This window comes from Pseudanabaenaceae cyanobacterium SKYG29, from assembly GCA_025055675.1.
GTDB lineage: Bacteria > Cyanobacteriota > Cyanobacteriia > Pseudanabaenales > Pseudanabaenaceae > M5B4.
On sequence record JANWWT010000002.1, the window covers coordinates 128,020 to 154,277 of the forward strand.

Here is a 26,258-nt window from a genome sequence, read left to right on the forward strand (position 1 = left end):
CTAAAAGTCAAAATCGCGGAAGGCAGGCTTGGCATTTCTATCTCTAGCAAAGCACATCAGCAGGGGAAATTTCAACATCTCCACCGCAATAAATTCCTCCGACTCGTCCACAATCACGAAGGGCATGAGGTTTTCCTTGAGCATCTTCTCCCCTTTATCTACCAGGGGTTCAGCATCTTCAAACAGAGTTACACCCCGATCGGGACCAAAGGCATCACGGTTAATCCCCAAGCAATCCTGTAGACCCCGTCGCCATTCCCCCAATCGCTCTGGTGATGTAGCTAGAATCAACAACTTGACCTTATTGCCATAGAGTACCCGTAACACCGAAGTTGCTGCTGATGCCACTAGCACATTTTGTAACCGCGTCCCCAGGGAGGGCACCGCTCCCCGCCCTGCTAGCTTAAAGAACCAATCCGCTACCCGATCGCTATGGACTTTTTCAAAGGTGCGGCGCAATTTCCAGGCAGGACCATAGTAATCAGGCATGGTGCGGTAACGATCGAGGAGTTGGGTAATCTTTTCTTTATAGTCGGCAAAGACCTCTTCCGTAAGGGGTGGTGTTTCGGGTGGTTTGGGTGCAGGGGTTTCCACCACAGTGGGGGCAGGGGCTGGTAGGAGGGGCAACTTTTCTACACTAGTGACTAAATCTTGCAAGCTACCCACTAAATAGTCCCGAAATCCTTGCACCCGCACAGCAATATCCTGGGACACGCCTGCATAGGTAGTTTTCATCTCCTGTTGGATACGCTCTAACTTGCGCTGCAGCACAGTAATTTGGTCTTGCAGTTCCTGCTTACGCTGTTCGTAGACACCCAGGCTATCCTGTAACACCCTAGGCAAATCCTCTAGGAGCTGAGCTTTTTGGGTCTGCAAATGGGCAATTTCCCCTCTCAGGTTGGCAATCGTTCTTTGCAGTTCTTCCAGTTCAGGGTTTTCCCCTAAGGGAACATCTTGACTCATGGACATCTGTAGCGCCTTTTGTTTATATTAAACCCGATCGGTAGATTTATGCAGATTAAGGACAAGCCTTGAAATTAGCAGCTTTTGCTACCATGGTCTAGGGACTAATAGGTAACATCTTTTGCTGTAGAGGAACTAGGGGGCGTAATGGGCAAGCATAAAGTCCTGATAGTAGAGGATGAACGCCTAGTAGCGCGGGATATTGCCCTTGCCTTAGAGGAAGCCAACTACGAGATAGTGGGGATTTTGAGTTACGGCAATGAGGTCATAGAAAAAGTACCCCAATTAAAACCCGACCTTGTGCTCCTGGATATTAAAATTGCAGGACCGATCGATGGCATCCAAGTTGCGGAATATTTGTACAGATATTGGCAAACAGCAGTAGTATTTTTAACTGCTAACTCTGACCAGGAGACGATTGAGCGTGCTAAGAAGGCTTCCCCCTACGGATTTTTAATTAAGCCCTTTCAAGACCGCCAACTACTAACTGCTGTTGAGTTTGCCATTGAAAACCATCAGCGGCATCAGGAGCGCTTAGAACACCTACGGCGCAATATCACTACGGCTCTGCCCCATGAACTGAACACTGCCTTAAATAGTATTCTGGGACTATCAGAAATCATCATCACTGAGTTTACTAACCTGGAACGAACAGAGATTTTGGAATTTGTTACTGATATTAGAAATTCTGCCCAACGACTGCACTTCTTCACCCAGCGCTATCTATTCTTTACCCAACTAGAGCTACTATTGTCTCGCCCCGATCGGTTACAAATTTTAACCAAAATGGAGCCGACCTTACATCCTGCTGCCCAAATTGAGCTGGTTGTGCAAGAGTTAAATCGGGAACAGCAGCGGGAATTTAGTCTGGAATTGTTCGATCAACAGTTGAGCATACCCTTGGAATTTTTTACCAAGTTAATCAAGGAACTGATCGATAATGCCCTACGCTACAGTATCCCCCATACACCTATCGCTATTGTTACCGCCTTGGAAAATAGTTACTATCGTCTGTTGGTTAGGAATGAGGCAGCTAAATTTGAGTTAGATAGCATTGCCGATAGTGGTGCCTACGTTCTCTCCAGTTCTGTATTCCATGACTACCATGGCTCTGGTTTAGGTCTCGCCATTGTGCATAGAATTTTGCGTCTAGTGGAAGGTATTATTAATTTCAACTTTACTCCCCCCCACGTAGAAGCTATAGTTCAGTTGCCTGCTATTCCCAATGCCCTACAGTTGGATTGACCACGATCTACAGGTACTAAAGCGCGCTAAGTGGTTGCGATCGGTTACAGAAATTCCCCCCCATTTCCTCAATTTCGGCAGTAATGATTATTTGGGTCTAGCCCAGGACGATCGGTTAAAAACGGCAGCCATAGAGGCAATTCAGCAATACGGTACGGGAGCCACGGGTTCCCGCTTGTTGTCAGGGCATCGGGATTTGCATCAAGCTTTGGAAACTAAAATTGCCCACCTCAAGGGGACAGAAGCAGCCTTGGTATTTAGCTCAGGATATTTAGCCAATTTGGGGACAATTTGTGCCTTAGTGGGCAAACGGGATTTAATCCTTGCTGATGCCTATAATCACAGTTGTTTGGTACAGGGGTGCCGTCTTAGTGGCGCTTTAGTCCTAAACTATGACCATTTGGACTGTAATCATCTGCAGCATTTGTTGCAAAGTAATCGATCGTCTTTCCCGCGCTGTTTAATTGTCACTAATACAGTCTTTAGTATGGACGGGGATATTGCCCCCTTACCTGATATTGTGCAGCTTGCCGATCGGTTTGGTTGCATGGTGATGGTGGATGAAGCCCATGGGACAGGTGTATTTGGGGCACGGGGGAGTGGTATCGTGGAACTGCAATCCATTGACTATCCCTTGGTGCAGGCGGGCACGCTGAGTAAGGCGATCGGGAGTCTGGGGGGGTACGTAGCGGGGTCAGCTAAGTTAATTGAATACCTCAAAAGTCGCACCAGCACTTGGATTTACACTACTGCCCTTTCCCCTGCTGATACTGCAGCTGCCCTCAAAGCCGTAGAAATCATCATGACCGAGCCAGAACGTCGTTATAAACTATGGGACAATGTTTTCTACCTGCGCAAGTTGCTGGGGGATGAGCAAAAATATGTCTCTCCCATTTTTCCCCTCATCGGCAAAGATATAGACACTGTCCTGGCCCTGTCCCAACTCTGCTGGCAAGAGGGTATCTATGCCCCTGCCATCCGCCCCCCTACTGTCCCCACAGCCCGCATCCGCCTCAGTATCACTGCCCAACACTCCCTAGCAGACCTCGATCGGGTTTGGCAACTCCTCCGTAGACATTTAGCAAAATAGACGGTGGTTCGACAAGCTCACCACACCTAGGCACAGGGAGAGAGTTTTGGGTGAAAAAATGGGAAGAGAACAACTCACCACACCTTGTCTGCCAGAGTCTCCTTCGCGGCGGGATTAGACAGCAAGAATTTGGCACTTTCACTACAGGTACGGGGTGTAGGGAAGATTTTACTAGGGTTAGCTAACTGCTGAGGATCGAACACCTGGCGTACCCATTGCATCGTCTCTAGGTCAGCAGCAGTAAACATAGTGGGCATATAACAGCGTTTGTCTGCCCCAATCCCATGTTCCCCCGAAATACTACCCCCCACCTGCACGCACAGCCTGAGGATTTCTCCCCCTAGATGCTCCACCCGTTCTAACTGCCCTGGAATAGACTGGTCATACAGGATGAGGGGATGTAAATTGCCGTCCCCTGCATGAAAGACATTTGCCACGCGGAAGCCATATTCTGCCCCTAGGCGCTCGATCTCTGCCAAAACGTAGGGTAATTGGGTACGGGGAATTACACCATCCTGGACGTAGTAGTTGGGACTGAGTTTACCCATCGCCGCAAAGGCTGCCTTGCGTCCCTGCCATAGCTGCAATCTCTCAGTAGGAGTGGTGGCAACCTTGACTTGCTTGGCTCCGTTCTTAAAACAAAGTTCTCTGACCGCCTCTGTATACACTGCCACTTCAGGGGTCATGCCGTCCACTTCTACTAGCAAAATCGCCTCTGCGCCCTCTGGGTAGTAACTACCTGCCCCCGCTGTCTTTACCGCTTCCAGGCTCAACCTATCCATGATTTCCATGCCCGCTGGCACAATTCCTGCTGCAATGATGTCGGATACAGTTGCCCCTGCCGCCTCTACTCGATCGAAATCCGCTAACAGCACTTGTACTGCTTCGGGACTTTTTAACAACCTCAGGGTAATTTCTGTAGCCATCCCCAAAGTCCCCTCCGAGCCTACAAACAACCCGCAGAAGTCATAGCCTGGCATTTCTGGGATTGTGCCCCCCACTTCTACCACGGTGCCATCCGGTAAAACCCACTTCATCCCCAGGACATGGTTAGTTGTCACACCGTATTTGAGACAATGCACACCCCCTGAGTTTTCGGCAATATTTCCCCCAATGGTGCAGACGCTCTGACTGGAGGGATCGGGCGCATAGTAGAAACCCGCCCCGCTCACTGCCTGGGTCACCCAATTGTTTACCACCCCTGGCTGTACAACTACTCGCTGATTTTCATAGTCAATACTGAGAATTTGCCGCATCAGGGAGGTGACCACTAACACACAACCTTCTACAGGTAGCGCTCCCCCTGATAGCCCCGTCCCCGCTCCCCTAGGGACAAAAGGTACACCCTCTTGATAACATAATCGCAGTATCTGAGAAACTTCCTCTGTCGATCGGGGCAAAACCACCAAGCCCGGCTTCTGTTTGTAGCTGGTTAGTCCGTCACACTCGTAGGGCAACAGGTCTGCGGGGGCACGAATTACTCTGTCCTGGCCTAGGAACCGCTGGAATTGGGCATACAGACGATCGAGGGGAGTTCGTTTACCAATTAGGTTCATCTTTACCAAGCAGGGCGTTAATCTTCTGTTCTAGTTTAGCTAAAACTTGCTGGTTGCCTTGGGCGCTGACTCCCCGCTCTAATTCTGCTTTGGTCTCCTCTAGGATGGGACGAATAGTGTCAATGATGTCCTGCACAGGTCTGAGGATTCTCTCTAGGGATTTCAATGTCCCCTCTGCCTCTGCTTGTAAACGCAACTTTTCTGCCAATTGTTCTTCCAGCTCGCGTAACTCCTGCTGCTTCCTTTGCTGATTAAGCTTCTGTTCGTTTACCACCAACTCCTGCTGCTTGATGATGGCTCGATCCTGTTCAATCTGCCGCTCCAATGCTTCTAGGGATTCCTTTGCCTGCTGTTGCATTGACTCCAGTTCCGTCACGATCGGACGCAGCACTTCCAAGGGATCGACAACATCCGAACCTAAGCGTTTCTCCAGAATCCGCCGCTGTTGCTCTAGGATAGATTTGCGCTCCTCTACCGATCGTCTCTGCCCGGCGAGGGAATTTTCCTGGTTGCGGTATTCCTCCTCTAGGGATTCCTTCTCTGCTTCTAGCTCTAGCTTTTCAAATTCATTGACCGTGGCAATCTTTGCCACAATTTCGGCAATTTCCCCCTCGATTGCTGCTAACTCATCTTCCTGCAAGCTGACAAAATTCTGGGCTTTTTCTAGCTCCGCCTCCGAGTTTTTGATAATTTCTTCTAGTTCTGCCACGGGAATCTCCTGTAGGCGCTTTACCTCTTCTGGGGATAGCAAACCCGTAGAACCACTCAACTGAATCAGGGCTTCGTTAGAATTTTGGTAGAGTTCCTGCTGGGACTGGTAAGCAGTGCGGAGCAGTTGAGCAATATTTTCCTTGGGTTGCAACTGTTCCTTGCGTAGTTTCAATTCTGTCTGAGCTTCCTGCAAAATGGCTTGAATCTTGCCCCATTCCTGCAGAAACTTGTCAAGGCTGCGCTTAGCTGCCTCTGCTTCCTGCTGTGCCTGCTGCACTTTGCCTCGTTGCCCTTCTAGCTCCCGCCAAAACTGGTTGAGAGTCTCCTGCCGCGTGTAAATCGTCTCCAAGCATTGGCTCACTTTTTGCTCGATCGTGGGCAGACTAAAGTTAGTGTGGGACAGTTGCTGCACCAAATCCCGCAGTTCCTGGACTTGTTCTGCCGTGAGGGCAGAGGCTCTCTGGGCAAACTCTTCCTCCTTGCGCCGAATCTCTTCCCGTAAGCGCCTTACTTCCTCCTTCTCCCGCTCAAATTGCTCTAGTTGGGCTTCCATTTCTTCCTTGCGGGCTTCTAATTGCTCTAACTCCCGCTCCCGTTCTTCTACTTCAATTTCCCGCCGCTGTACTTCTTGGGTTTGAAATGTTAAAGATTGTTTCCATTGTTCAATTTCTTGCTCCCCTTGTTTGAATTTCTCCTGCAGTTTGCCAAAATTTTGTAAAAGCTGTACCAGGCGGCGGGAAGCTTCCTGCAAGGATTTCACGTCGTTATTGCTACCGACTAAATCGGCGATCGCTAGCTGTCCATCCTTAAGGTCCTTTGCCATGTTGGGGTCAGGCACGGGGACTATCTGTTCTGTGTTGATGGCTAACCAGATATTTTCGGCAGTATTTTTTGCTAGTAGTTTTAGCTCTACCTTGTCACCGCCTACAAAGGCTTTGGTTCTGCGCACTTCCGTCAAATACTGCATGGTTTCTTCTCAGCTAGACAGGGGTTTACTATCAAATATATCCCTAAGTGTGTCTCCCACCACATTAAAAGCCAGGGTGGTGATAATGATTAGGGCTACTGGTGACCAAATTAACCAGGGCTGGAGCACAATCACTGAGGGGTTAGTGGCAATAGATAACATATTACCCCATGAAGGGTCAGGTGGTTGGATACCCAAGCCAATTAAACTCAAAACTGATTCCGCTTCAATCAAGCCAGGGATTTCCAAGGTTGCCAGAATAAGCAGGTCAGTGCTGAGTTGGGGAACGAGGTGGTAAACGATCGTGCGCAGGGTACTTGCCCCCATGACTTGGGTTGCTAGGACGTAGGGACGTTCTCGGAGGGAGAGGACTTTGCCTCTAATCAAACGGGCTAGACCTGCCCAGCCGACGCTGGATAAAACACAGACTACTAGCAAAAAGCGTTGGGTACTGGAGAGTTGGGGGGGAAGAATAGCAGCTAAACCTACCAAAAGGTAGATTTTAGGGATGGACATGAGGACTTCTGCCAAACGCATAAGGAGTTGATCAACCCAACCGCCGAAGTAGCCAGAAATTGTGCCTACCAGTGTTCCGATGGTGAAGGAAATGCCGGTGGCAATTACGCCTATAAATAGACTGATTCTGCCTCCGTAAAGTAAGCGACTGAGTTGGTCTCTGCCCTGTTCGTCTGTGCCTAAAAGGTGGACTTTCCCTGCCCCCGTAGTTGTGAATAACTTGCCCTTGGTAAAAAATTGGATAGGTGTGGGATTATCTCTGTCTATGATTAGCTTCCGCTCCCCTGTTTCAATGTCAACTGCTCCCTGCTGGGTGGGATAGACATAAAAGCCAGATTGCTTATCTACCGTGAGCCAGTAGATGGGGGTAGGGGGAAGGAGGGAAGCATTGGGGTCGGTTTCGTTGTAGCCGTAGGGGGCAAAAAAGTCAGCAAAAATGACTAGAAGGTAAAGGATAGCAAGGGTGACTACCCCCAGGACAAACAGGAAACTACGCCTCAGGTTTGCCATTTGCAGTGGTGGGGGTGGGGTTAGTGGGGGGTTGCTTTAGTCCTAGTAGGTCAATATTGATAAAGGGCAGGGGTTGTCCACCATAGACCATCGGTAGTCTACCGTCCCAGGCTTCTAGGGCCTTGTTTTGCAGGACTTCGGGGGTAAGAGTCATTTGCAGCAATCTTTGGGCTTCTGCTTTACCCCTGGCGCGATTGACTTCGGCTTCTGCTTCCCTTTGAGCTTTCTGGGCGATGTAGGCAGCTCGTTGGGCTTCCTGTTCGGCAATTTGTTTTTGCTCAATGGCGTTGGAAAATTCTGGTGAAAAATCCACGTCTAGGAGGGAAACACTGTCTAAAATGATGCCGTAGTTAGCTAATCTTTCATCCAGATTGTCGTCAATTTCTGCCTTGAGTTCTGGTCGTTTGGTGAGGATTTCTTCCGCATTTTTCTTAGCTGCTGCCGCTTTAACTACTTCCCCCACTGCCGGAATAAGAATGCGATTAACTACCTGGGTTTCATCACCAATGTTTTGATAGACTTTGTTGACTTTCAGGGGGTCAATATGCCAGTTCACTGCCACATCCAGTTTGACATCCTGTAAATCCCGTGACCCTACCTGGGCTAGGATGTCAGTTTTTTGTACGCGCACACTCATCTGTTTAATTTCTGTCATAATCGGAATCCGAAAATGCAATCCCTCATCCAAAATGGTGTCTTGCACTTTGCCAAAATTCATCACCACGCCGCGATAACCTGCCCCTACTACGACCAAAGGACCAGCTGAAAAGAGGAGAAATAGAAGGGCAGCCACGAATCCCAACGCAATGATCAGGTTCTGATTGACTTCTTGAGCGCTACGCATAGTTTGTCCAGTTTGCCTTCTTATTCACTTTAGCGCAACGGCACGGTAATTACACTCAAGAAGGCTACGCCTACTAAACTAACAAAACTGGCCATCCGCAGTCCGATCGTTATCTGGAGCCTGGTTTTTTCCCAGTCGGTTAGGTTAGGTCGATAGTTCCAGGGTGGGCACAGTCGCTTGATTTCTCTTTGTTCCCAGATAGTCAGTTGGTGGGGGGGCAGGAGGCGATAGTGAATTCTGCCAAAGGGGGCTAGGCTGTGAAATTCCCGGCGACGATGATGGGTGCGCCACCGCTGGCGTAAGTTTTGGGATTTGCCTACGTAGAATATCAACCAGGCGGCGGTAATGTAGTAAAGTCCCGATCGGGGGGGCAAGTAGTGGGGTTGGGGTACAGAGGGTAGCAAAAAGACACGCATAAACCCACCAGCAACTATATATGGTGTCTGGTATCATAGTTTCTAGCATCTAAACACTATATCTACAATGGTTGCCCAAGTTGAACCCCAGCTTTTGTCCCCGCGCTCAACCCGCAAGTTGCCTAGAGGGATGGTACAGGTCTTTTCTACTTCCGATCGGTGTTTCCCTGCGGATGTGATGGTGAATGCTTGGCGGGCAGCAGGTCAAGGTACAGCAGTTTTGATTGTGCAGTTTTTGCAGGGGGGAATTGGTCAGGGGGTAGGTTATCCCCGCCGCCTCTTGCAAAGTTTGGACTGGGTGAGAGCTAATTTACACCGCCGCCTCGATCTGAATCAGCCCCATCTTACGGAGGAGGAGCAGGAAAGTATTCTTTCTCTTTGGCGCTTCACTAAAGGGTGTCTCCAGGGCTATCCCTATCAGATGCTGGTTTTGGATGAAGTTTGTGCTCTAGTGGAATTGGGGTTGGTCAGGGAAGGGGAATTGATTGAAACCATTGCCAACCGTGCCGCTACCCTTGATGTGGTGATTACAGGGGTAAATGTCCCCTCAGGATTGCTAGAAATTGCTGACCAGGTAACCCACCGCCGCATCTAATTGCACTTGTTGAACTGTCCTAAAGGTGAGACAAGCTCCCTTCGACAAGCTCCCTTCGACAAGCTCCCTTCGACAAGCTCAGGGAGCTAGCTATCTCTAAGTCGATCGGGCGATCAGGAATGTAGCGTTCGACAAGCTCCCTTCGACAAGCTCAGGGAGCTAGAGTAGCTCTATAGGGGTAATTTGAGTTTGTTCACCGTTCTTAGGGAGCAACGGAGGTAGGGAACCTGCTCTGAGCTGGTTGCAGCGGCTTTAGACTATGATAGGCTTCGTAGTAGGTTCATGTTGTTTTCGAGGAGGGCTTCCTCTTTCCTGCGGCTCCAACCCCGCAGCTGTTCTTCTCATTGATAAGCGTCAGCAACCCAGGCAATACACCAATTCACTGCTAACCTTCTGGCTGTGTAATTTGCTCAGTGGTCGGCTGGTCGTCTCTCCAAATCGATCGGGCTTCCTGTGTAGTAACTTCCGTCACAACATCCCACAATGTGCATCTGCTCCCAAACTCTGAACTTGGCTTATTCCGAGGGCTGAGCTTGCCGCCGAGGGCTGAGCTTGCCGCCGAGGGCTGAGCTTGCCGAAGCCCGACATTCATAGAAAGGCTCCCTTCGACAGGCTCAGGGAGCTTCGACAGGCTCAGGGAGCTTCGACAGGCTCAGGGAGCTTCGACAGGCTCAGGGAGCTTCGACAGGCTCGGGGAGCATGGAGGTTTTAGGTGGTTATTAGTTCTGCTTCTACAAGGCGATGGAAGACGGGACGTTCGTTTTCAATTTCTACCAGGATTGTGTCTCCTTCAGTAAATTCGCCCCGCAGAATGGCTTTGGCAATCTGACTTTCCAGTTGCCGCTGGATGACTCGCTTCAGGGGACGTGCGCCATAGACGGGGTCATAGCCTACTTCTGCTAGGAAGTCGAGGGCAGCATCGCTCAGCTCTAGCTTGATCTTCTTCTCGGCTAAGCGCTGTCTCAGTCTGTCCACTTGCAGGTTGACAATTTGCTTAAGCTCCGATCGGTTGAGGCTGTGGAAGATAATGATTTCATCGATGCGGTTGAGAAATTCTGGGCGGAAGTTACTGCGGAGGGCTTCCATAACCCGATCGCGCATTTCTTCATAGCGGTCTTCGTTGCCTGCCACATCTAAGATGTATTGGGAACCAATGTTGCTAGTCATAATGATGATGGTGTTTTTGAAGTCCACTGTCCGCCCCTGTCCGTCGGTCAATCTACCATCGTCGAGAATTTGCAGCATGACGTTGAAAACATCGGGATGGGCTTTTTCAATCTCATCAAAGAGAATGACGGCGTAGGGTCTGCGTCTGACTGCCTCTGTTAATTGCCCCCCTTCGTCATAGCCCACATAACCTGGGGGTGCCCCCAGTAGACGGGAAACAGTATGCTTTTCCATGTACTCCGACATATCGATGCGCACAAGGGCGTTTTCTGTATCGAATAAAAAGGCAGCCAGGGCTTTGGCTAACTCGGTTTTACCCACACCCGTGGGTCCCAGGAAGATAAAACTAGCGATCGGTCGATTGGGGTCAGCCAACCCTGCCCGCGATCGTTGAATTGCCTCTGCTACTGCCTGCACTGCCTCTGTTTGTCCAATCACTCGCTTGTGCAGTTCATCTTCCAGGTGTAACAGGCGTTCTTTTTCTGATTCAACCAGTTTGCTGACAGGAATACCTGTCCACTTGGAGATGATTTCGGCAATGTCTTCTTCTGTCACTTCTTCCCGCAATAGGCTCTTACCCGATGTCTGGGCTTGACGGAGTTGTTCTTCTGCTTCTTTTAACTGGCGTTGCAGGTTGGTCATTTTGCCGTATTTCAGTTCAGCGGCACGGTTGAGGTCGTAGTCCCGCTCTGCCTGTTGAATTTCCACATTTACTTGGTCAATCTGTTCTTTCAGCCGACGGATGTGGTCGATGATCTCTTTTTCCCGTTGCCATTGGGCAGCCAGGGTGGCTTGTTCATTTTTCAGGCTAGCCAGTTCTCTGCCAATTCTCTCCAGCCGCTCTTTAGAACTGGGGTCGGTTTCCTTTTGCAAGGACAGACGCTCCATCTCCAATTGCAGGATTTTCCGATCGATTTCATCCAATTCTTCGGGCTTGGAGGTGATCTCCATCTTCAATTTGGCGGCGGCTTCGTCTACCAGGTCAATGGCTTTGTCGGGAAGGAAACGATCGCTGATGTAGCGAGTGGAAAGTTGGGCAGCGGCAATCAGAGCACTGTCAGCAATTTTTACGCCATGATGGACTTCATAGCGTTCTTTTAAGCCCCGCAGGATGGAGATGGTGTCTTCGATGGAAGGTTGGTCGACATAGACCTGTTGGAAACGACGTTCCAGGGCTGCATCCTTCTCGATATATTTGCGGTATTCGTCTAGGGTGGTAGCGCCAATGCAGCGGAGTTCGCCCCGCGCTAGCATAGGTTTGAGGAGGTTACTAGCGTCCATTGCCCCTTGGGTAGCCCCTGCCCCCACAACGGTGTGAATTTCATCGATGAAGAGAATTATTCTGCCTGCCGATTCGGTGACTTCCTTCAAGACAGCTTTTAGGCGTTCTTCAAATTCCCCCCGATACTTCGCCCCTGCAATCAATGCCCCCATATCCAGGGCAATTAGTTTCCTGTCCCGCAAGGATTCTGGTACATCCCCTGCCACAATTCGTTGTGCCAAACCTTCCACGATCGCTGTTTTACCGACACCAGGTTCCCCGATCAATACAGGGTTGTTTTTGGTACGACGGGAGAGAATCTGAATGGTGCGCCGAATTTCATCGTCCCGACCAATAACGGGGTCTAATTTGCCCTGGCGGGCTAGCTCGGTCAGGTCCCTGCCGTATTTACTCAAAGCATCATATTTACTTTCCGGTGTTTGGTCTGTCACTTTTTGGCTCCCCCTTATTTTCTCAATTGTTTCTCTCAATGCTTTCTCAGTTATGCCCAACTCGCGGTACAGTTCTTTGCCAAAGCGATCGTCTTGACAGAATGCTAGCACCATGTGTTCGATGGAAATATAGTCATCCCCCATGGCTTTGCGGTTAGCTTCTGCTCGATCGAGGAGGGCATCTAAACTGCGTCCTAAGTATACGGCGCTTTGTTCCGTGTGTACTTTGGGTTGACGACGGATGAAGTCTTCGGTACGGTCTCTGAGGCGTTGGACACTCACCCCCATCTTGTTAAAAATAGCCGTGGCTAAGCCCTCTTCCTCCAACAAAGCCTTCATCAGGTGCTCACTTTCTATCTGCTGGTGTTGAGCAGCCTTTGCCAGTTCAGGCGTACGCACGATCGCGCTCCAGGCTTTTTCTGTAAATTGATTGGGGCTAGTGGGTTGCATCGGCTTTCTCCAACTCTCAGTGTCTCTATTTTAGTTGGCTGTATCTAGGAGAGTAGGTTAGGAAAACCGTTGGGCTGGGGGTGGTTTACCCGACAGTGAATTATGCTGGCGAAAAGCAACTGTTGTTCGCCATGCAAGCAACACCTTGTTTTATTAAATCTGCCAGACTATCCCCCCTCCCTGGACACACCTTCACATGTGGAGTTAAGCCAAAGTCGTTGTGTTGTGACAGTGCCTTCGTTCCAGCTCCAGTTACCAGTAGACCGCTGGTGTTGTTATTGGAAACAGCTATCAAAGTTAGTAAATCTGCCACACAATCCTGTAAAATTATAATAACTAAAACAACTCACTGATGCAGAGTTCAAAGAATATTGCGGTGTTGACAAAATTATTTTTATAACATGAATGACATTGTCCAGCAAGCTAGAATTAGTAATCCCAAACCAGCAACTCAACTCCTCATCTCTCTCACTTTTATACTAGCAAGAATATTGTATCTTATTTACTAAGGAGGAGACATGTAGCAGGGCAAGTAATTAGGAAGCAACAGAAAAGAGATAGGGGTTAATAGATAACATCTGTGAGTGGGAATTAAGACTAAAATAACTTGTTCTACTATGTTAAATGTACCAGATTTCAGTTCATGGTCAGACCCAAAACTAAAAAATTAAGAAGGGATGTGGATAGTCCTGTAGCTTGTTTTTTCTATATAGTCGTTATGTGGTAATAATTTGAGAATCAGTTTGAAAGCTCTTTTAATTGAGCTAGCATAAGATATTGCTTTTGGATTTATAGCGGCTAGATTAGCGTTTTCTGGTCTTTGATCTCACTTTAAGCTGCCTTGGAAAATAACTGATGAGGATGATGACCGAAAGCATATTTACAATTCACTACAAAAGCATTAAGTTTTCATTTAGGAGCTTTGGGTAGAAGCATGTTAAATTTCGTATCAAGATTCAACACTACCAGGATTAACCAAATTTGAACAGACCTTTGAGTTTAAGATAATTATTGGCAGGCAAAGTTAGGAATAACCCCTTAGGAATTTTAGTGAGATGTGTTAGCATGGAGTATCAGTGTTACCCGTTCTTCTTTTGGAGTTCCACTATAATTCAGCACGATTGCTATCCAACTTATAGGAGGATAAGCTCAAATGATTAGCACATCATCCCAGACAATAACTTTGCTAGAGTTTTTGCAACTACCAGAAACAAAACCTGCCCGTGAATACATAGATGGTCAAATTATTCTGAAACCAATGTCCCAAGGAAAACACAGTGCGCTACAAGGAGGAATTGTATCGGTTATCAATGCTGACCTTAAATCAAAGCAAATTGCCCGCGCCTTCCCTGAATTGCGTATCACCTTCAGTGCAGTATCGATCGTGCCTGATATTTCTATATTCCTGTGGCAGAGAATTCCCCGCGATGAAAACGGTGAGATTGCTAACACTTTTTCCCTGGCTCCTGATTGGATAATTGAGATTCTTTCCCCTGACCAAAGTCAAACTAAAGTAATGAAAAAATTCTATACTGTTTGCACCATGGCACAGCTATGGGCTGGTTAATAGACCCGACAGAGAAAGTGGTGTTTGTTTTCTGTCCCCGCCAAGAACTACTAGTACTAGATGACCCTGATGCTCTCATCCCTGTACCAGCCTTCGCTGACTCACTCGAATTGCCAGTTAAAGATTTATTTAGTTGGTTGCCAGAATAGAGACTTTGCTATAGTGAAATCAGAGATAGCTATTACCTGGTATGCTCCCTAACCCCAGAGTTATTGAGGCGGTAGAAAAACTTAACTACCAAGTCACGATCGCTGATGTGGCAGCACAAACGGGCTTAGCTTTGGGTATTGTCAACCGTGAAATTGCTAATCTCGCTAGTTTGACAGCGGGAAATTTATTGGTCACAGAGACAGGGGAAATCTGCTATAAATTCAGTCCTAACCTGCGAAATATATTGTTACAACGATCGTTGCGTGCGCGCCTGCAAGCCTTTCTAAAACAGGTGTGGGGGGTTTTATTCTATTTAATTCGTATTTCCTTCGGGATTGTCTTAATTATCTCGATCGTTTTGGTGGTTCTCGCTATTTTTGCCGCGGTCATAATCATCAGTAGTAGTTCTGCCAGCGATCGGGAGCGGGAGGATGAAAGACGATCGGGTAGTTCTGGGGGTGGTATTGGCTTTTTCCCTTGGTACTGGCTGGATTTTAGCCCAATCTTTACACCTGCACCCTACAGCAGATCTGCTCCTACCCCTACTAGAGATGAAGAGATAAAAGATAGAGGTTTTTTGGAGAACGTGTTTGCGTTTTTGTTTGGGGATGGTAACCCTAACTTTGACTTAGAAGAGAGACGCTATCGTCTAATTGCTAATGTCATTCGTAACAGTGATGGAGTGATTGTCGGTGAACAGGTGCTGCCCTACCTGGATGAGTTGCCTGCCCATATGTTAGAAAGTGAAGACTATATCCTGCCTATCCTAGCCAAGTTCAATGGCTATCCTGAAGTTACCCCCACAGGTTCTCTTGTTTATCGTTTCCCCGATTTGCAAAAAGTGGCTTCCCGTCGCCCTAAACAGTCTGTGCCTGATTATTTGGAAGAAAAACTCTGGCACTTTAACTACTCTGGCGAGGGAGCTAATCTGCTCTCGGCTGGTCTGGGCATCTTCTACCTGGTAGCATCCCTTGTCCTGGGAGGACTGTTGCAAGACCCGATCGTTAAACGTAACCTGACAGGGCTTTTGGGCTTTGTCAATAGTATCTTTGTCTTTTTACTGGGCTATGCTATTTTGTTTGTCACTATACCCACGGTGCGCTTTTTCTGGTTACAGTGGCTAAATCAAGGCATCAGATACCGCAATGACTTGCGCCGTTGCCGCCTACAACTGTTATCCCAAGCCCAGGTCAAACAAAAGCTGCAATACGCCCAAACACTAGCTATTAGCCAGAGCGCGATCGACGAACAAAAACTCGCCTATTCCACCGAACAGGACCTCTTGCCCCAAGAGTTAGAACGACTCCTCTCTACCCCTGACTGAGTATATTTACGTTAATTTTTGTGTGCGGTAGTGGTGCTTTGGTAGTACTCTAGTCTATCTATTTATCTGTTGTTTTTTACAAGACCAGATGAAGGGCTATAAAATCACTGTACCCGCTACCTGTGGCAATGTCGGTCCTGGCTTTGACTGCTTTGGCTGCGCTCTCACTCTCTACAATCACTTTGAAGTGCGTCCATCGGAGGAGCTGAAGATCACTGCCAGTGGAGCTTACGCCGATCGGGTGGCGAAAAACAAGCACAATCTGGTCTATCAAAGTTTTGAACAGGTCTTCACCCACTTGGGGATGACCAAACCGATCGTTTCCCTCCACATCGATGTGCATATTCCTCTGTCGCGGGGCTTGGGCAGTTCGGCAACAGCAGCTATTGGCGGGTTGATGGCAGGTAACGCTTTGGCAGGTAGTCCCCTCAGTGCCCTGGAAATTCTGCAGCTGGCGACGAATATAGAAGGTCATCCTGATAATGTGGCGCCGGCGGTATTGGGGGGATGTCAGCTGGTGGCAAGCAGTAAGCCTGGGGAGTGGCAGTTTTGCTCTGTGCCTTGGCACGAAAGTTTGGTGACGGTGGTGGCTATTCCTGAGTTTGAACTTTCTACGGCGAAGGCGCGGCAAATTTTGCCCAAAGAAGTCCCCTTGGGAGATGCTGTCTTCAACTGTGCCCACCTGGGAATTTTGTTGCAGGGATTAAGTCACGGTCAGGCAGAGTGGGTACGCCTAGGATTAAAAGACCGTCTGCATCAGCCCTATCGCCAAAGTTTGATTCCTGGTATGGAGAGGGTGCAAACTCAAGCCTTGGAGGCAGGAGCCTTGGGGGTTGTTATTAGCGGTGCCGGTCCTACCCTGCTAGCAGTAGCTACGCCTGCTGTTGCACCTACGATCGGGGAAGCCATGGTCAAAGCCTGGCAACAGGAAGGCATCAAGTCTGTTTATCTTGTCCTAGATATAGACCGAGTGGGGACAGTAGTGACAGAGATAGATTAGGTGAGCAGGACAGCAAACACCCCGCACAGAGCAATACCATCAAAGACCCCCGCCCCCCCAATACTCAAAATCCCTGGGGTCATCCGTTCAATTTGGGGGAGATGGAGTAGGTCAGCCCCAATCAAAGTGCCAAGGACTCCCCCCGCAAACGCAATAGGAGGTGCGTTCACACCCCCTGTTACCAAAATGGCTGCCATAGCTGCTGTGAGAGGAGCCACCAAAGCATTCATTTGAATACCGATCCCTGGCACAATCTGGGCAGAATAGTAGCTGACAATAGTAACGATCGCTGTCACTGCCAGGATTAGCAACGGGTTGGCACGACTGAATTGATACAGAGCTAAGACCGTGGGAATAAGACCACCCCCTACATTCACAGCCACGATCGTTTTTTGCTCAATCCGCCGCAGAGGAATTCCCCAAAAGAAGCGCATACTCCACAGTTCTAGCCAGTCGGGGATGAGTTCTACCCGCGAAACCCGTTCATAGAGAGGGATGTTGATCGTACTGCCTACAATTACTGCCAAAATAATCAGCAAGGAGACATCAGGGGTAAACCCCAACTTACTGACAGCAATGCGCACAGCTTCTAAGGTGATGACCAACCACAGAAAAGGAAAAGTCAACAGCAGGATAAGAAAGAGAAAAAGAGTAACAGGTAGATAGATCATTTCACTTCCTTTGGGAGAAAATACCCCGATCGTCACGATTGAACAATTGTTTGACTTTTTCCCACGCCCTGAGGAGAGCGTTATTGGGTTCAGGGGATTCCTGGAGGGCTTGGTTGTAGCTCTGTACAAATTCTTTTTGTGCCTCTTCGGAAAGGTCAGCCTTCATTTCGGGAGAAAGACAGCCTTCCGTTGTGCAGGGAATTTGCATATCTGTCGTTGCCACCTCTTCTCCCCCCAGCCCCTGCAGCAGCAAGAAAATCTGTCCTGCTTTGTCCGCCTCTACTTCCACCACCAACAAAAACTCCCCTGCCTGTACGCGCGTTTGATAGATAGCTGCCTTATCTTGGGGCATCCCAAAGGACATCAACACTGACCCCAATCCCGCTCCCAATGAACCGTAAATTGCCCCACTTGTTGCTCCCAACAAAGCCGCTGCCAAGGGACCCGCTGCCACCACCGTACCAATAAAAGGGATAAAGAGGACTCCTACCCCTGTCAGCAAACTGAGCACTGAGCCAAATAGCGCCCCGTAGAGAGCACCCGTAGTAAAGCCATCCAAAATCACATCTTTTTTGGTCAGAAAACCCGTAATCCGTGCTTCCGTCTGAAAATTGCGCCCTATGATAGAAATTTTGTCCCTGGCAATACCCCGATCGATTAGTCGTTGCACCGCTTCTTGTAGCTTTTCTTGCTGCTTAAACGTTGCCGAGACACACTTAGCTGCACTGACAGCAGAAACATCTGTCATAATTTTGTGACAATACTTACTCTGTACTTTACCTACTATAGCACAATATTTAGTGTTAAGTTTGGGGCTAATTTCGTTACACTTGCCCTAGAATTGATAGAGGAGCCGATTTGTTTTACTAATAGCATTTTCTGTGGCAGCCCTAAATTCCTGCAGACTAGTTTTGTTGAGGGGAAATTCACCGATGGGAGCCAGAGAGGGTATAATTTAAGCCTGTCCCATTGCGCGCGTCTTTAACTATGGCAAAAGCAAGCTCTGTTACCTCCCAAGCAGCGCCAGACAACTACAGTGCTGACAAAATTCAAGTCCTAGAAGGGATCGAGCACGTCCGCAAACGCCCAGGGATGTACATTGGCTCTACGGGGGCAAAGGGCTTGCACCACCTCGTCTTTGAAGTGGTCGATAACAGTGTCGATGAGTCCCTAGCGGGCTATTGCGACCACATTATTGTGGAGGTGCACCCCGATAATTCTGTCTCTGTCACTGATAACGGGCGCGGTATTCCTACAGACATCCACCCCAAAACGGGGAAATCAGCCCTGGAAACGGTAATGACAGTCCTAGGGGCAGGGGGTAAATTCGGCGGCGGTGGCTACAAGGTGTCGGGGGGCTTGCACGGCGTGGGCGTGTCTGTGGTCAATGCTTTGTCAGAGTGGGTGGAAGTGACGGTATGGCGGCAAGGCAAGTGTTTTCAGCAACGCTATGAACGGGGTGTACCCCAAACGGAAGTTACAGTTGCCCCCGAATCCACCGATCGGCGCGGTACCAAGGTGCATTTCAAACCCGATGCCCAGATTTTCACCACTACTACTGCTTTTGACAATGCTATTTTGATGGGCAGACTGCGGGAATTAGCCTATCTAAACGGTGGATTGAAGATTGAATATATTGATCATCGGGAAACACCTGCTATAAGGGAACTGTTTTTATATCACGGTGGCATCAAAGAGTATGTCTCTTACATGAACAGAGAAAAAGAACCCTTGCACAATGACATCATCTATGTGCAGGGGGAAAAGGATAACGTCCAACTGGAAGTGGCTCTACAATGGTGTGCTGATTCCTACAATGAGAATATCTTGGGATTTGCTAATAATATCAGAACGATCGATGGGGGGACACACCTAGAAGGTCTCAAAGCGGTTCTCACTCGCACGATCAACAACACTGCTAGAAAGCTAAAAAAGCTGAAAGAGAGTGATAGTAACTTAGCAGGGGAAAATGTCAGGGAAGGATTGACAGCGGTTATCTCTGTGAAGGTACCAGAGCCTGAATTTGAGGGACAGACAAAGACAAAGCTGGGCAACCCTGAGGTAAGAGGTATTGTGGAGTCTTATGTCGGGGAAGTTTTAAGTGAATATTTGGAATTTCATCCCACAGTAGCCCAGACAATCATAGAAAAAGCGATTCAATCCTTCCAGGCGGCAGAAGCAGCAAGAAAAGCCAGGGAATTAGTGCGGCGCAAATCGGCATTAGAGTCGTCCACTCTGCCGGGGAAATTAGCAGATTGTAGTTGCCGTGACCCCAGGGAGTCAGAGATATTCATTGTAGAAGGGGACAGCGCTGGTGGTTGCTTTGCCGGGGAGACCTTAGTTGCCCTGGCAGATGGCAGAAATATCAGTTTCAAGGCATTAGTAGAGGAAGAGAAAGCGGGTAAGCAGAACTTTTGTTACACTATCCGCACGGATGGCACGATCGGTGTGGAAAGAATCCTGCACGCTCGGGTTACCCAGAGAAAGGCAGAGGTAGTTAAAGTTACCCTTGACAAGGATGAGCAGATTATCTGTACTCCCGATCACCTGTTTATGCTATGGGACGGCAGTTACAAACCTGCTAGCTTACTCACCTGCAGAGATGTACTGATGCCTTTCCACCCTGATTTGACTGTTAGTGAACAGAAGAAGTCCAACTACTACCACAATGTGATAGGCATAAAGATGCCGAAAAAGGTAGCAGTTTTAGCAGGTGATCTGGAAGTGACAGACAGGTCTGTCCTCAGCCTGGCAACATCCTGTGACCTTTACGCTAGTGATGACCAAGGACTGGCTCTCCAAACACGCCGGGTCGTCAATGTAGAAAGAATGACGGAGAGGATGGATGTATATGATATAGAAGTACCCCATACCCATAACTTTGCCCTTAGTTGCGGTGTCTTTGTTCACAATAGCGCCAAGCAAGGACGCGATCGCCATTTTCAAGCAGTTCTCCCGATCAAGGGTAAGATTCTCAATATCGAGAAGGCAGAGGATAGCAAAATCTACAAAAGTACGGAAATTCAATCTTTAATTACTGGTCTAGGTTTAGGGATTAAAGGGGAAGAATTCAACATCAACCAGTTGCGCTATCACAAGATTATTCTCCTGGCTGATGCAGATGTGGATGGTGCTCATATTCGCACGTTGTTACTGACATTCTTCTATCGTTATCAGCGGGAATTAGTGGATCAAGGCTTTATCTACATTGCCTGCCCCCCCCTCTACAAGGTGGAGAGAGGTAAACAAATTCAATACTGCTACAGCGATCGGGAACTGCAACAACTCCTCAGCACCTTCCCGCCCAACGCCAACTACACCATCCAAAGATTCAAGGGATTGGGGGAAATGATGCCGCAACAACTGTGGGAAACAACGATGAATCCTGCTACCAGAAAATTAAAACAGATAACTATTGAGGATGCAGCGGAAGCCGATCGTATCTTTACAATTTTGATGGGGGATAAGGTGGGACCGAGACGGGAATTTATCGAGACCTATGGACCGAAGTTGAGTTTAGCGGAGTTAGATATTTAGCTATGTCAGTTTTAGTGGAACTAAAGGCACGGTTTCGCGCAGCTATCAGTAAGGGATTACAGTTAGAAATTGACCCCCAGGTGACTGCAGCCAAGGAACCGAAGTTTGGTGATTACCAGTGCAATGATGCTATGCCTTTAGCAAAGCAATTGGGGGCTAAACCCCGGGATATTGCCCAAACTATTGTGGACAATTTAGACATTGCCGATATAGCAGAAACACCCACGATCGAGGGCCCTGGTTTTATCAACTTACGTTTGCAAGTAGACTATATCAATCGCAAATTGTTTGCCGCCTGGCAAGACGATCGGTTAGGAGTGCCTCTGGCAGAGCCGCCGCAGCGGGTAGTAGTGGATTTTTCCAGTCCCAATATTGCTAAAGAAATGCATGTCGGTCATTTGCGTTCTACCATTATCGGGGATTGTATTGCCCGCATTTTAGAGTTTTTGGGGCATCAGGTGTTACGGCTGAACCACGTAGGGGATTGGGGGACACAGTTTGGCATGTTGATCACCCATCTCAAGGAGGCGTTTCCCCAGGCACTGGTGGAATCCGATGTTTTAGCATTGGGGGATTTGGTCAATTTCTATCGGGAAGCGAAAAAACGGTTTGACGAGGATGAAGACTTCAGAGAAAGGGCACGTTTAGCAGTAGTTGATTTACAGTCAGGCGAACCAACTGCCAGAAAGGCCTGGCAATTACTGTGTGAACAGTCGCGGCGGGAATTTCAAAAAATATACGAAATCCTGGACATAAAGTTAGAAGAGAGGGGGGAGTCGTTTTACAATCCTTTTTTGCCTGAGGTGATCAAGGACTTAGCTGACAAAGGACTGTTACAAGAAGACGAGGGGGCTAAATGTGTCTTTTTAGAGGGATTTCAGAATAAAGAGGGAAAGCCATTACCTCTGATTGTGCAAAAGTCTGACGGTGGATACAACTATGCCACAACGGACCTAGCGGCACTGCGCTACCGCGTTAATGTGGACAAAGCCGATCGGATCATCTATGTTACAGATAGTGGACAGGCGGATCATTTTGCCCAGGTCTTTCAGGTAGCCAAACGGGCAGGATGGTTGCCTGCCCATGTCAAGGTGGAACACGTCCCCTTTGGTTTGGTCTTGGGTGAAGATGGGAAAAAATTTAAGACCCGATCGGGAGATACCGTTGCCCTCAAGGAGTTACTCAGTGAAGCAGTAGAACGTGCTTTTGCTGACATCAATAGTCGCAATCCCGATGCACCCTTGGAATTCAAGCAAGCAGTAGCACAAGTCATAGGCATTGCTGCCGTCAAATATGCCGATCTCTGCCAAAATCGCAACAGTAACTATGTCTTTAGTTTTGACAAGATGTTGTCTTTGCAGGGGAATACCGCTCCCTATCTCCTCTATGCCTATGTCAGAATTCAGGGAATTGGCAGAAAAGCAACAAAACCCATCGATCGTTCTTTACCCATCCACATCAGGCATGGTAGCGAAATTGTCTTAGCCAAACATCTGTTGCAATTTGCCGAAGTGATCGATGCCGTAGCAATAGACCTCATGCCCAATCGTCTCTGTCAGTATTTATTTGAACTGAGCCAAAAATTCAATCAATTCTATGACCAATGCCCCATTCTCCAGGCAGAAGACCTAGAGCGTAACTCCCGTCTTGCTCTCTGTGACATTACCGCCCGTACTCTGCAACTTGGTTTAAGTCTCTTAGGTATTCCTGTATTGGAAAGGATGTAAAAATTTGGGTGCACAGCGTGATACAATGCCAGGGGCAGTTCAAGAAAAGTCTCAGTGCGGATTGCAGTCGACGGCATGGGGGGCGATCACGCTCCCAAAGAAATAGTGGCGGGGGCAGTGCTGGCAGCCGATCGTTTGGGTGTGGAGATTCTCCTAGTGGGGGAGGAAGGGCAAATCAAGCAGTATCTACCTCCCAAGGTCAGAGGCATCACGATCGTGCCTGCCCAGGAACAAGTTGGTATGGCGGAGGAGCCCCTCGAAGCGCTGCGCAAAAAGCCCCAAGCCTCCATCAATGTAGTCATGGACTTAGTGAAACAGGGGGAAGCCCAGGCAGTGGTCTCAGCGGGGCATACAGGGGCAGCAATGGCAGCAGCTTTGCTGAAATTAGGTAGGTTGAAGGGAGTTGATCGACCGGCGATCGGGGCATTACTACCGACACTAGTTCCCCACAAACCTGTGTTGTTATTGGATGTGGGAGCAAATGTGGATTGCCGTCCTAAGTTTCTTTATCAGTTCGCCACGATGGGAGTGTTGTTTAGCCGTTTAGCCTTGGGGGTGCAGTCCCCCAGATTGGGTTTACTGAACATTGGGGAAGAAGCAGTCAAAGGCAATGATTTAGCAGTGCAAGTCTACCAGATGTTGCGGGAGAGTGATTTACCCTTTGCGGGCAACGCTGAAGGCAGGGATGTGATGTCGGGTAAGTTTGATGTGATTGTCTGCGATGGTTTTACGGGGAATGTGCTCCTTAAGTTTGCCGAGGGAGTGGGCTTGGTGGCAATGCAAATTCTCAAAGAAGAGCTACCTAGGGGTTGGCACGGTCAGTTAGGTTGCGCCCTCCTCCAACCCAATCTAGCGAAAGTAAAAGAAAGAATGGATTACGACGAATATGGCGGCGGCTTGCTGTTGGGGGTAGCGGGGATTTGTGTGATTGGGCATGGCAGTTCCAAAGCCACGGGTCTCTATCACTCCGTGCGGGTAGCACGGGATGCGGTACAAAACCGACTCCTGGAACAACTAAAAGAAGCCCTTGATCAATGAGGGGGGTAAGAATTTGGGGACATGGGGCAGCGCTTCCCCAGCGGGTAATTACCAATGATGAGATAGCGCAACAAGTGGAAACATCCGATGAGTGGATTTTCACGCGCACGGGCATCAAGGAACGGCGAATTGCAGCTAAGTCTCCCGATGCTCTGGTGCAACTAGCGGTAGAAGCGGGGATGCAGACCTTGACTAGCACTGGTATCGCTCCCCAGGAGCTGGATTTGATTTTGCTCACTTCTTCTACTCCCGACGATCTATTTGGTTCAGCCGCCCAGGTGCAACAAAGGTTGGGGGCAAACCGATCGGTAGCCTTTGATCTAACAGCCGCTTGTTCGGGATTTGTTTTTGGGCTGATTACAGCAGCACAATTTGTGCGGGCGGGGACATATCGCCATATTTTGGTAATTGGGGCAGATGTACTCTCGCGGTGGGTGGACTGGCAAGACCGCCGTACTTGTATTTTGTTTGGGGATGGGGCGGGGGCAGCTTTGGTCAGTCAGGGGGCAGGGGAGAGTCTCCTAGGCTTTGCGATGGCAACGGATGGCAAGGGCTATGAACTGTTGAATTTGCCCTATGACCCCGATCGGGCTTGTTTTGCTCCTATTTACATGAACGGCAGGGAAGTCTATCGTTTTGCCGTGACAAAGGTGCCAGAAACGATCGAGGCAATTCTCCAGGCAGCCAACCATCAACCCCAAGAGATTGACTGGTACATCTTACATCAGGCAAACCAGCGCATCATTGATGCCGTAGCAGAGCGGTTGGGGGTGGAACCCCGCCGGATGGTCAGTAACATTGCCCAGGTGGGGAATACTTCAGCGGCTTCTATTCCCATTGCCTTGGCTGAGTATGTGCGGGCAGGACAAATTAAACCGGGGGATAAGATTATGGCAGTAGGGTTTGGGGCGGGCTTGAGTTGGGGGGGGATATTATTTCAGTGGGGATAGCCTGTGTTATCCTATACTACGGATTTGGGGGTAGTGGTAGAGCCTTGATTGAGTCCAGTTCAGCTGATGAGTGACCGCGTTGTCTATCAAGTGTGGATCAGTGGCAAAGTCCAGGGAGTGGGCTATCGCTACGCTACCCAACGCATGGCACAGAAATTAGGGGTAACGGGTTGGGTACAAAATTTACCCGATGGCAGGGTAGAAGCTATGTTTGCCGGCAGTCGCGCCCAGGTGGAAGCGATGATCCAGTGGTGCTATCAGGGCACTAGGGAGTCTAAGGTCGAAAAAGTGGAATATGTCCCTGTCCCCGATCGGGTCTTTTATCGTTTTGAAATTCGCCGATGACCTATCGGATTTTTATTAGTACAGGGGAAGTGTCGGGGGACTTACAGGGAGCGGCACTAGCCCAAGCACTGTATCGGGAAGCCCAGGCAAAAAATATGCCGTTGACGATCTCAGGGTTAGGGGGGGAAAAGATGGCTAGGGCGGGCGTAACCCTGTGGGGTAATACGGCAACGATCGGTTCCATTGGCTTACTAGAAGCGCTCCCATTTATTGTTCCTTCATTTCAAATACAACAGCAAGTCAGACAGAAACTGTGGGAAAACCCTCCCCACTTAGCAGTCTTCATTGATTATGTCACCCCCAACCTCGCGATGGGGAAATTCCTCAAACGTAATTTTGCTGTCCCCATTGTGTACTACATTGCCCCCCAGGAATGGGTGTGGGAGTTTGGCAACAATACCCAGCTAATTACGCAGTTTACCGATCGCATCCTGGCTGTCTTCCCCGCTGAAGCAGAGTATTACCGCCGCAAGGGGGTAAATGTAACTTGGGTGGGGCACCCCCTGGTGGAGATGATGGCACAGGTACCCGATCGGGGTGTTTGTCGTAGGGAATTGGGCATTGCCTCTGATGCCCTGGTCGTGACCCTCTTACCCGCCTCCCGCCGCCAGGAGATTTACTTTCTACTCCCCGTGATGCTAGAGGTAGCCCGCCTGTTGCGCCAACAATTAGCTTCGGTGCAATTTTTACTGCCCCTTTCCCTCCCCCGCTACCGCCCCCAAGTGGAAGGTCTAATTGCTGCCTTTGGACTGCCCATCCAAGTAGTGGAGAATGCCCATCACGCTATTCGGGCTGCCGACCTCGCTCTGTCCAAATCTGGTACGGTGAACCTAGAAACTGCTTTGCTGGGTGTACCCCAAGTTGTCCTCTACCGTGTCAGTGCCCTGACCGCCTGGGTAGCCCGCCGCATTTTCCGCTTCCAGATTCCCTTCATGTCTCCTGTCAACCTGGTCTTGATGACAGAAGTAGTGCCCGAATTTTTCCAGGAACAAGTAGAGCCCCAAGGAATTGCTCACACCTGCCTGGCATTACTGCAGGACGAGCAGCGACGGGGGGAGATGCTAAAACAATACGCAGTCGTGAAAAGCAAATTAGGCGATGGCACTGCCACCACCCAAGCCGCTCAAGCGATTTTGTCTATGCTCTAGTACCCCCTGGGGGAGATTTCGCCTAAACCCATCGGCAGGACAGGCAAGTTCTTTTACA

General features: G+C 49.0%; 21 protein-coding genes and 1 pseudogene. 12 read left to right on the top strand and 10 right to left on the bottom strand.

Features of this window, described 5'->3' with window-relative positions; genetic code table 11:
• A complete protein-coding gene (locus NZM01_05360; protein ID MCS6959458.1) occupies nucleotides 1–963 on the bottom strand; it encodes a DUF3086 domain-containing protein in 963 nt (320 codons plus the stop codon).
• Between the two features lie 147 nt (nucleotides 964–1,110).
• Here NZM01_05360 and NZM01_05365 point away from each other — a divergent pair, with 147 nt between their 5' ends.
• On the top strand, nucleotides 1,111–2,208 hold the full coding sequence (locus NZM01_05365) for a response regulator (GenBank protein MCS6959459.1): 1,098 nt from the start codon (nucleotides 1,111–1,113) through the stop codon (nucleotides 2,206–2,208).
• Entirely contained in the window at nucleotides 2,189–3,298 is a 1,110-nt protein-coding gene (bioF, locus tag NZM01_05370) for an 8-amino-7-oxononanoate synthase (GenBank protein MCS6959460.1), read from the top strand. The genes NZM01_05365 and bioF overlap by 20 nt, the downstream gene beginning before the upstream one ends.
• 74 nt (nucleotides 3,299–3,372) lie before the next feature.
• Here the strand turns inward: bioF and NZM01_05375 are convergent, their stop codons facing one another.
• From NZM01_05375 to NZM01_05395, 5 genes are read right to left on the bottom strand one after another with little or no spacing between them, the layout of a single operon-like run.
• Nucleotides 3,373–4,854 (bottom strand): FAD-binding protein, encoded by a 1,482-nt coding sequence (locus NZM01_05375; protein ID MCS6959461.1) that lies wholly within the window; start codon nucleotides 4,852–4,854, stop codon nucleotides 3,373–3,375.
• Entirely contained in the window at nucleotides 4,838–6,532 is a 1,695-nt protein-coding gene (hmpF, locus tag NZM01_05380) for a pilus motility taxis protein HmpF (GenBank protein MCS6959462.1), read from the bottom strand. Before hmpF ends, NZM01_05375 begins: the two co-directional genes overlap by 17 nt.
• A 9-nt stretch (nucleotides 6,533–6,541) precedes the next feature.
• The gene (locus NZM01_05385; protein MCS6959463.1) at nucleotides 6,542–7,558 is read right to left on the bottom strand and encodes an ABC transporter permease; all 1,017 of its coding nucleotides are present in this window, start codon (nucleotides 7,556–7,558) and stop codon (nucleotides 6,542–6,544) included.
• Nucleotides 7,539–8,402, bottom strand: a complete 864-nt coding sequence (locus NZM01_05390) for an SPFH domain-containing protein (protein ID MCS6959464.1) — start codon at nucleotides 8,400–8,402, stop codon at nucleotides 7,539–7,541. Before NZM01_05390 ends, NZM01_05385 begins: the two co-directional genes overlap by 20 nt.
• A 29-nt stretch (nucleotides 8,403–8,431) precedes the next feature.
• A complete protein-coding gene (locus NZM01_05395; GenBank protein ID MCS6959465.1) occupies nucleotides 8,432–8,818 on the bottom strand; it encodes a GIY-YIG nuclease family protein in 387 nt (128 codons plus the stop codon).
• A 67-nt stretch (nucleotides 8,819–8,885) separates the two neighbouring features.
• Between NZM01_05395 and NZM01_05400 the strand changes: the two genes are divergently transcribed.
• Nucleotides 8,886–9,413 (top strand): cob(I)yrinic acid a,c-diamide adenosyltransferase, encoded by a 528-nt coding sequence (locus NZM01_05400; protein ID MCS6959466.1) that lies wholly within the window; start codon nucleotides 8,886–8,888, stop codon nucleotides 9,411–9,413.
• A gap of 385 nt (nucleotides 9,414–9,798) precedes the next feature.
• On the opposite strand, the gene NZM01_05405 is transcribed toward NZM01_05400, so the two are convergent.
• Both NZM01_05405 and clpB read right to left on the bottom strand, forming a co-directional pair.
• Entirely contained in the window at nucleotides 9,799–10,005 is a 207-nt protein-coding gene (locus tag NZM01_05405) for a hypothetical protein (GenBank protein MCS6959467.1), read from the bottom strand.
• A 116-nt stretch (nucleotides 10,006–10,121) separates the two neighbouring features.
• The gene (gene clpB / locus NZM01_05410) at nucleotides 10,122–12,743 is read right to left on the bottom strand and encodes an ATP-dependent chaperone ClpB (protein MCS6959468.1); all 2,622 of its coding nucleotides are present in this window, start codon (nucleotides 12,741–12,743) and stop codon (nucleotides 10,122–10,124) included.
• Nucleotides 12,744–13,896: 1,153 nt separating this feature from the next.
• Between clpB and NZM01_05415 the strand changes: the two are divergent.
• The 3 genes and pseudogenes from NZM01_05415 to thrB all read left to right on the top strand — a co-directional run bounded on the left by NZM01_05415 (nucleotide 13,897) and on the right by thrB (nucleotide 16,784).
• Nucleotides 13,897–14,459, top strand: a pseudogene (locus NZM01_05415) (Uma2 family endonuclease).
• A gap of 41 nt (nucleotides 14,460–14,500) precedes the next feature.
• Nucleotides 14,501–15,784, top strand: coding sequence for a hypothetical protein (locus NZM01_05420; protein MCS6959469.1), 1,284 nt, complete (start codon nucleotides 14,501–14,503; stop codon nucleotides 15,782–15,784).
• A gap of 88 nt (nucleotides 15,785–15,872) precedes the next feature.
• A complete protein-coding gene (thrB, locus tag NZM01_05425) occupies nucleotides 15,873–16,784 on the top strand; it encodes a homoserine kinase (GenBank protein MCS6959470.1) in 912 nt (303 codons plus the stop codon).
• Here thrB and NZM01_05430 read toward each other — a convergent pair.
• Both NZM01_05430 and NZM01_05435 read right to left on the bottom strand, forming a co-directional pair.
• The gene (locus NZM01_05430) at nucleotides 16,781–17,455 is read right to left on the bottom strand and encodes a DUF1614 domain-containing protein (protein ID MCS6959471.1); all 675 of its coding nucleotides are present in this window, start codon (nucleotides 17,453–17,455) and stop codon (nucleotides 16,781–16,783) included. The genes thrB and NZM01_05430 overlap by 4 nt on opposite strands.
• 1 nt (nucleotide 17,456) lies before the next feature.
• Nucleotides 17,457–18,203, bottom strand: coding sequence for a ChaB family protein (locus NZM01_05435; protein ID MCS6959472.1), 747 nt, complete (start codon nucleotides 18,201–18,203; stop codon nucleotides 17,457–17,459).
• Between the two features lie 239 nt (nucleotides 18,204–18,442).
• Here NZM01_05435 and gyrB point away from each other — a divergent pair, with 239 nt between their 5' ends.
• Genes gyrB through lpxB form a run of 6 tightly spaced genes read left to right on the top strand, consistent with a single transcriptional unit; the run spans nucleotide 18,443 to nucleotide 26,200 of the window.
• Nucleotides 18,443–20,992, top strand: a complete 2,550-nt coding sequence (gene gyrB / locus NZM01_05440) for a DNA topoisomerase (ATP-hydrolyzing) subunit B (GenBank protein ID MCS6959473.1) — start codon at nucleotides 18,443–18,445, stop codon at nucleotides 20,990–20,992.
• Between the two features lie 2 nt (nucleotides 20,993–20,994).
• Entirely contained in the window at nucleotides 20,995–22,719 is a 1,725-nt protein-coding gene (argS, locus tag NZM01_05445; GenBank protein ID MCS6959474.1) for an arginine--tRNA ligase, read from the top strand.
• 54 nt (nucleotides 22,720–22,773) lie between these two features.
• On the top strand, nucleotides 22,774–23,757 hold the full coding sequence (gene plsX / locus NZM01_05450) for a phosphate acyltransferase PlsX (protein MCS6959475.1): 984 nt from the start codon (nucleotides 22,774–22,776) through the stop codon (nucleotides 23,755–23,757).
• Nucleotides 23,754–24,707, top strand: coding sequence for a ketoacyl-ACP synthase III (locus tag NZM01_05455; protein MCS6959476.1), 954 nt, complete (start codon nucleotides 23,754–23,756; stop codon nucleotides 24,705–24,707). Before plsX ends, NZM01_05455 begins: the two co-directional genes overlap by 4 nt.
• Before the next feature lie 48 nt (nucleotides 24,708–24,755).
• Nucleotides 24,756–25,052 (top strand): acylphosphatase, encoded by a 297-nt coding sequence (locus NZM01_05460; GenBank protein ID MCS6959477.1) that lies wholly within the window; start codon nucleotides 24,756–24,758, stop codon nucleotides 25,050–25,052.
• A complete protein-coding gene (gene lpxB / locus NZM01_05465; protein ID MCS6959478.1) occupies nucleotides 25,049–26,200 on the top strand; it encodes a lipid-A-disaccharide synthase in 1,152 nt (383 codons plus the stop codon). Before NZM01_05460 ends, lpxB begins: the two co-directional genes overlap by 4 nt.
• Nucleotides 26,201–26,258 lie beyond the last annotated feature (58 nt).

Bases quoted from the DNA above. Each gene is read 5' to 3' on its own strand.
- NZM01_05400 (MCS6959466.1), top strand. From the start codon at position 8,886: ATGGTTGCCCAAGTTGAACCCCAGCTTTTGTCCCCGCGCTCAACCCGC.
- NZM01_05390 (MCS6959464.1), bottom strand. From the start codon at position 8,402: ATGCGTAGCGCTCAAGAAGTCAATCAGAACCTGATCATTGCGTTGGGA.
- NZM01_05430 (MCS6959471.1), bottom strand. From the start codon at position 17,455: ATGATCTATCTACCTGTTACTCTTTTTCTCTTTCTTATCCTGCTGTTG.
- argS (MCS6959474.1), top strand. From the start codon at position 20,995: ATGTCAGTTTTAGTGGAACTAAAGGCACGGTTTCGCGCAGCTATCAGT.
- hmpF (MCS6959462.1), bottom strand. From the start codon at position 6,532: ATGCAGTATTTGACGGAAGTGCGCAGAACCAAAGCCTTTGTAGGCGGT.
- NZM01_05435 (MCS6959472.1), bottom strand. From the start codon at position 18,203: ATGACAGATGTTTCTGCTGTCAGTGCAGCTAAGTGTGTCTCGGCAACG.
- NZM01_05360 (MCS6959458.1), bottom strand. From the start codon at position 963: ATGAGTCAAGATGTTCCCTTAGGGGAAAACCCTGAACTGGAAGAACTG.
- NZM01_05420 (MCS6959469.1), top strand. From the start codon at position 14,501: ATGCTCCCTAACCCCAGAGTTATTGAGGCGGTAGAAAAACTTAACTAC.
- gyrB (MCS6959473.1), top strand. From the start codon at position 18,443: ATGGCAAAAGCAAGCTCTGTTACCTCCCAAGCAGCGCCAGACAACTAC.
- thrB (MCS6959470.1), top strand. From the start codon at position 15,873: ATGAAGGGCTATAAAATCACTGTACCCGCTACCTGTGGCAATGTCGGT.
- NZM01_05365 (MCS6959459.1), top strand. From the start codon at position 1,111: ATGGGCAAGCATAAAGTCCTGATAGTAGAGGATGAACGCCTAGTAGCG.
- bioF (MCS6959460.1), top strand. From the start codon at position 2,189: ATGCCCTACAGTTGGATTGACCACGATCTACAGGTACTAAAGCGCGCT.
- NZM01_05385 (MCS6959463.1), bottom strand. From the start codon at position 7,558: ATGGCAAACCTGAGGCGTAGTTTCCTGTTTGTCCTGGGGGTAGTCACC.
- NZM01_05375 (MCS6959461.1), bottom strand. From the start codon at position 4,854: ATGAACCTAATTGGTAAACGAACTCCCCTCGATCGTCTGTATGCCCAA.
- clpB (MCS6959468.1), bottom strand. From the start codon at position 12,743: ATGCAACCCACTAGCCCCAATCAATTTACAGAAAAAGCCTGGAGCGCG.
- lpxB (MCS6959478.1), top strand. From the start codon at position 25,049: ATGACCTATCGGATTTTTATTAGTACAGGGGAAGTGTCGGGGGACTTA.
- NZM01_05395 (MCS6959465.1), bottom strand. From the start codon at position 8,818: ATGCGTGTCTTTTTGCTACCCTCTGTACCCCAACCCCACTACTTGCCC.
- NZM01_05455 (MCS6959476.1), top strand. From the start codon at position 23,754: ATGAGGGGGGTAAGAATTTGGGGACATGGGGCAGCGCTTCCCCAGCGG.
- NZM01_05405 (MCS6959467.1), bottom strand. From the start codon at position 10,005: ATGAATGTCGGGCTTCGGCAAGCTCAGCCCTCGGCGGCAAGCTCAGCC.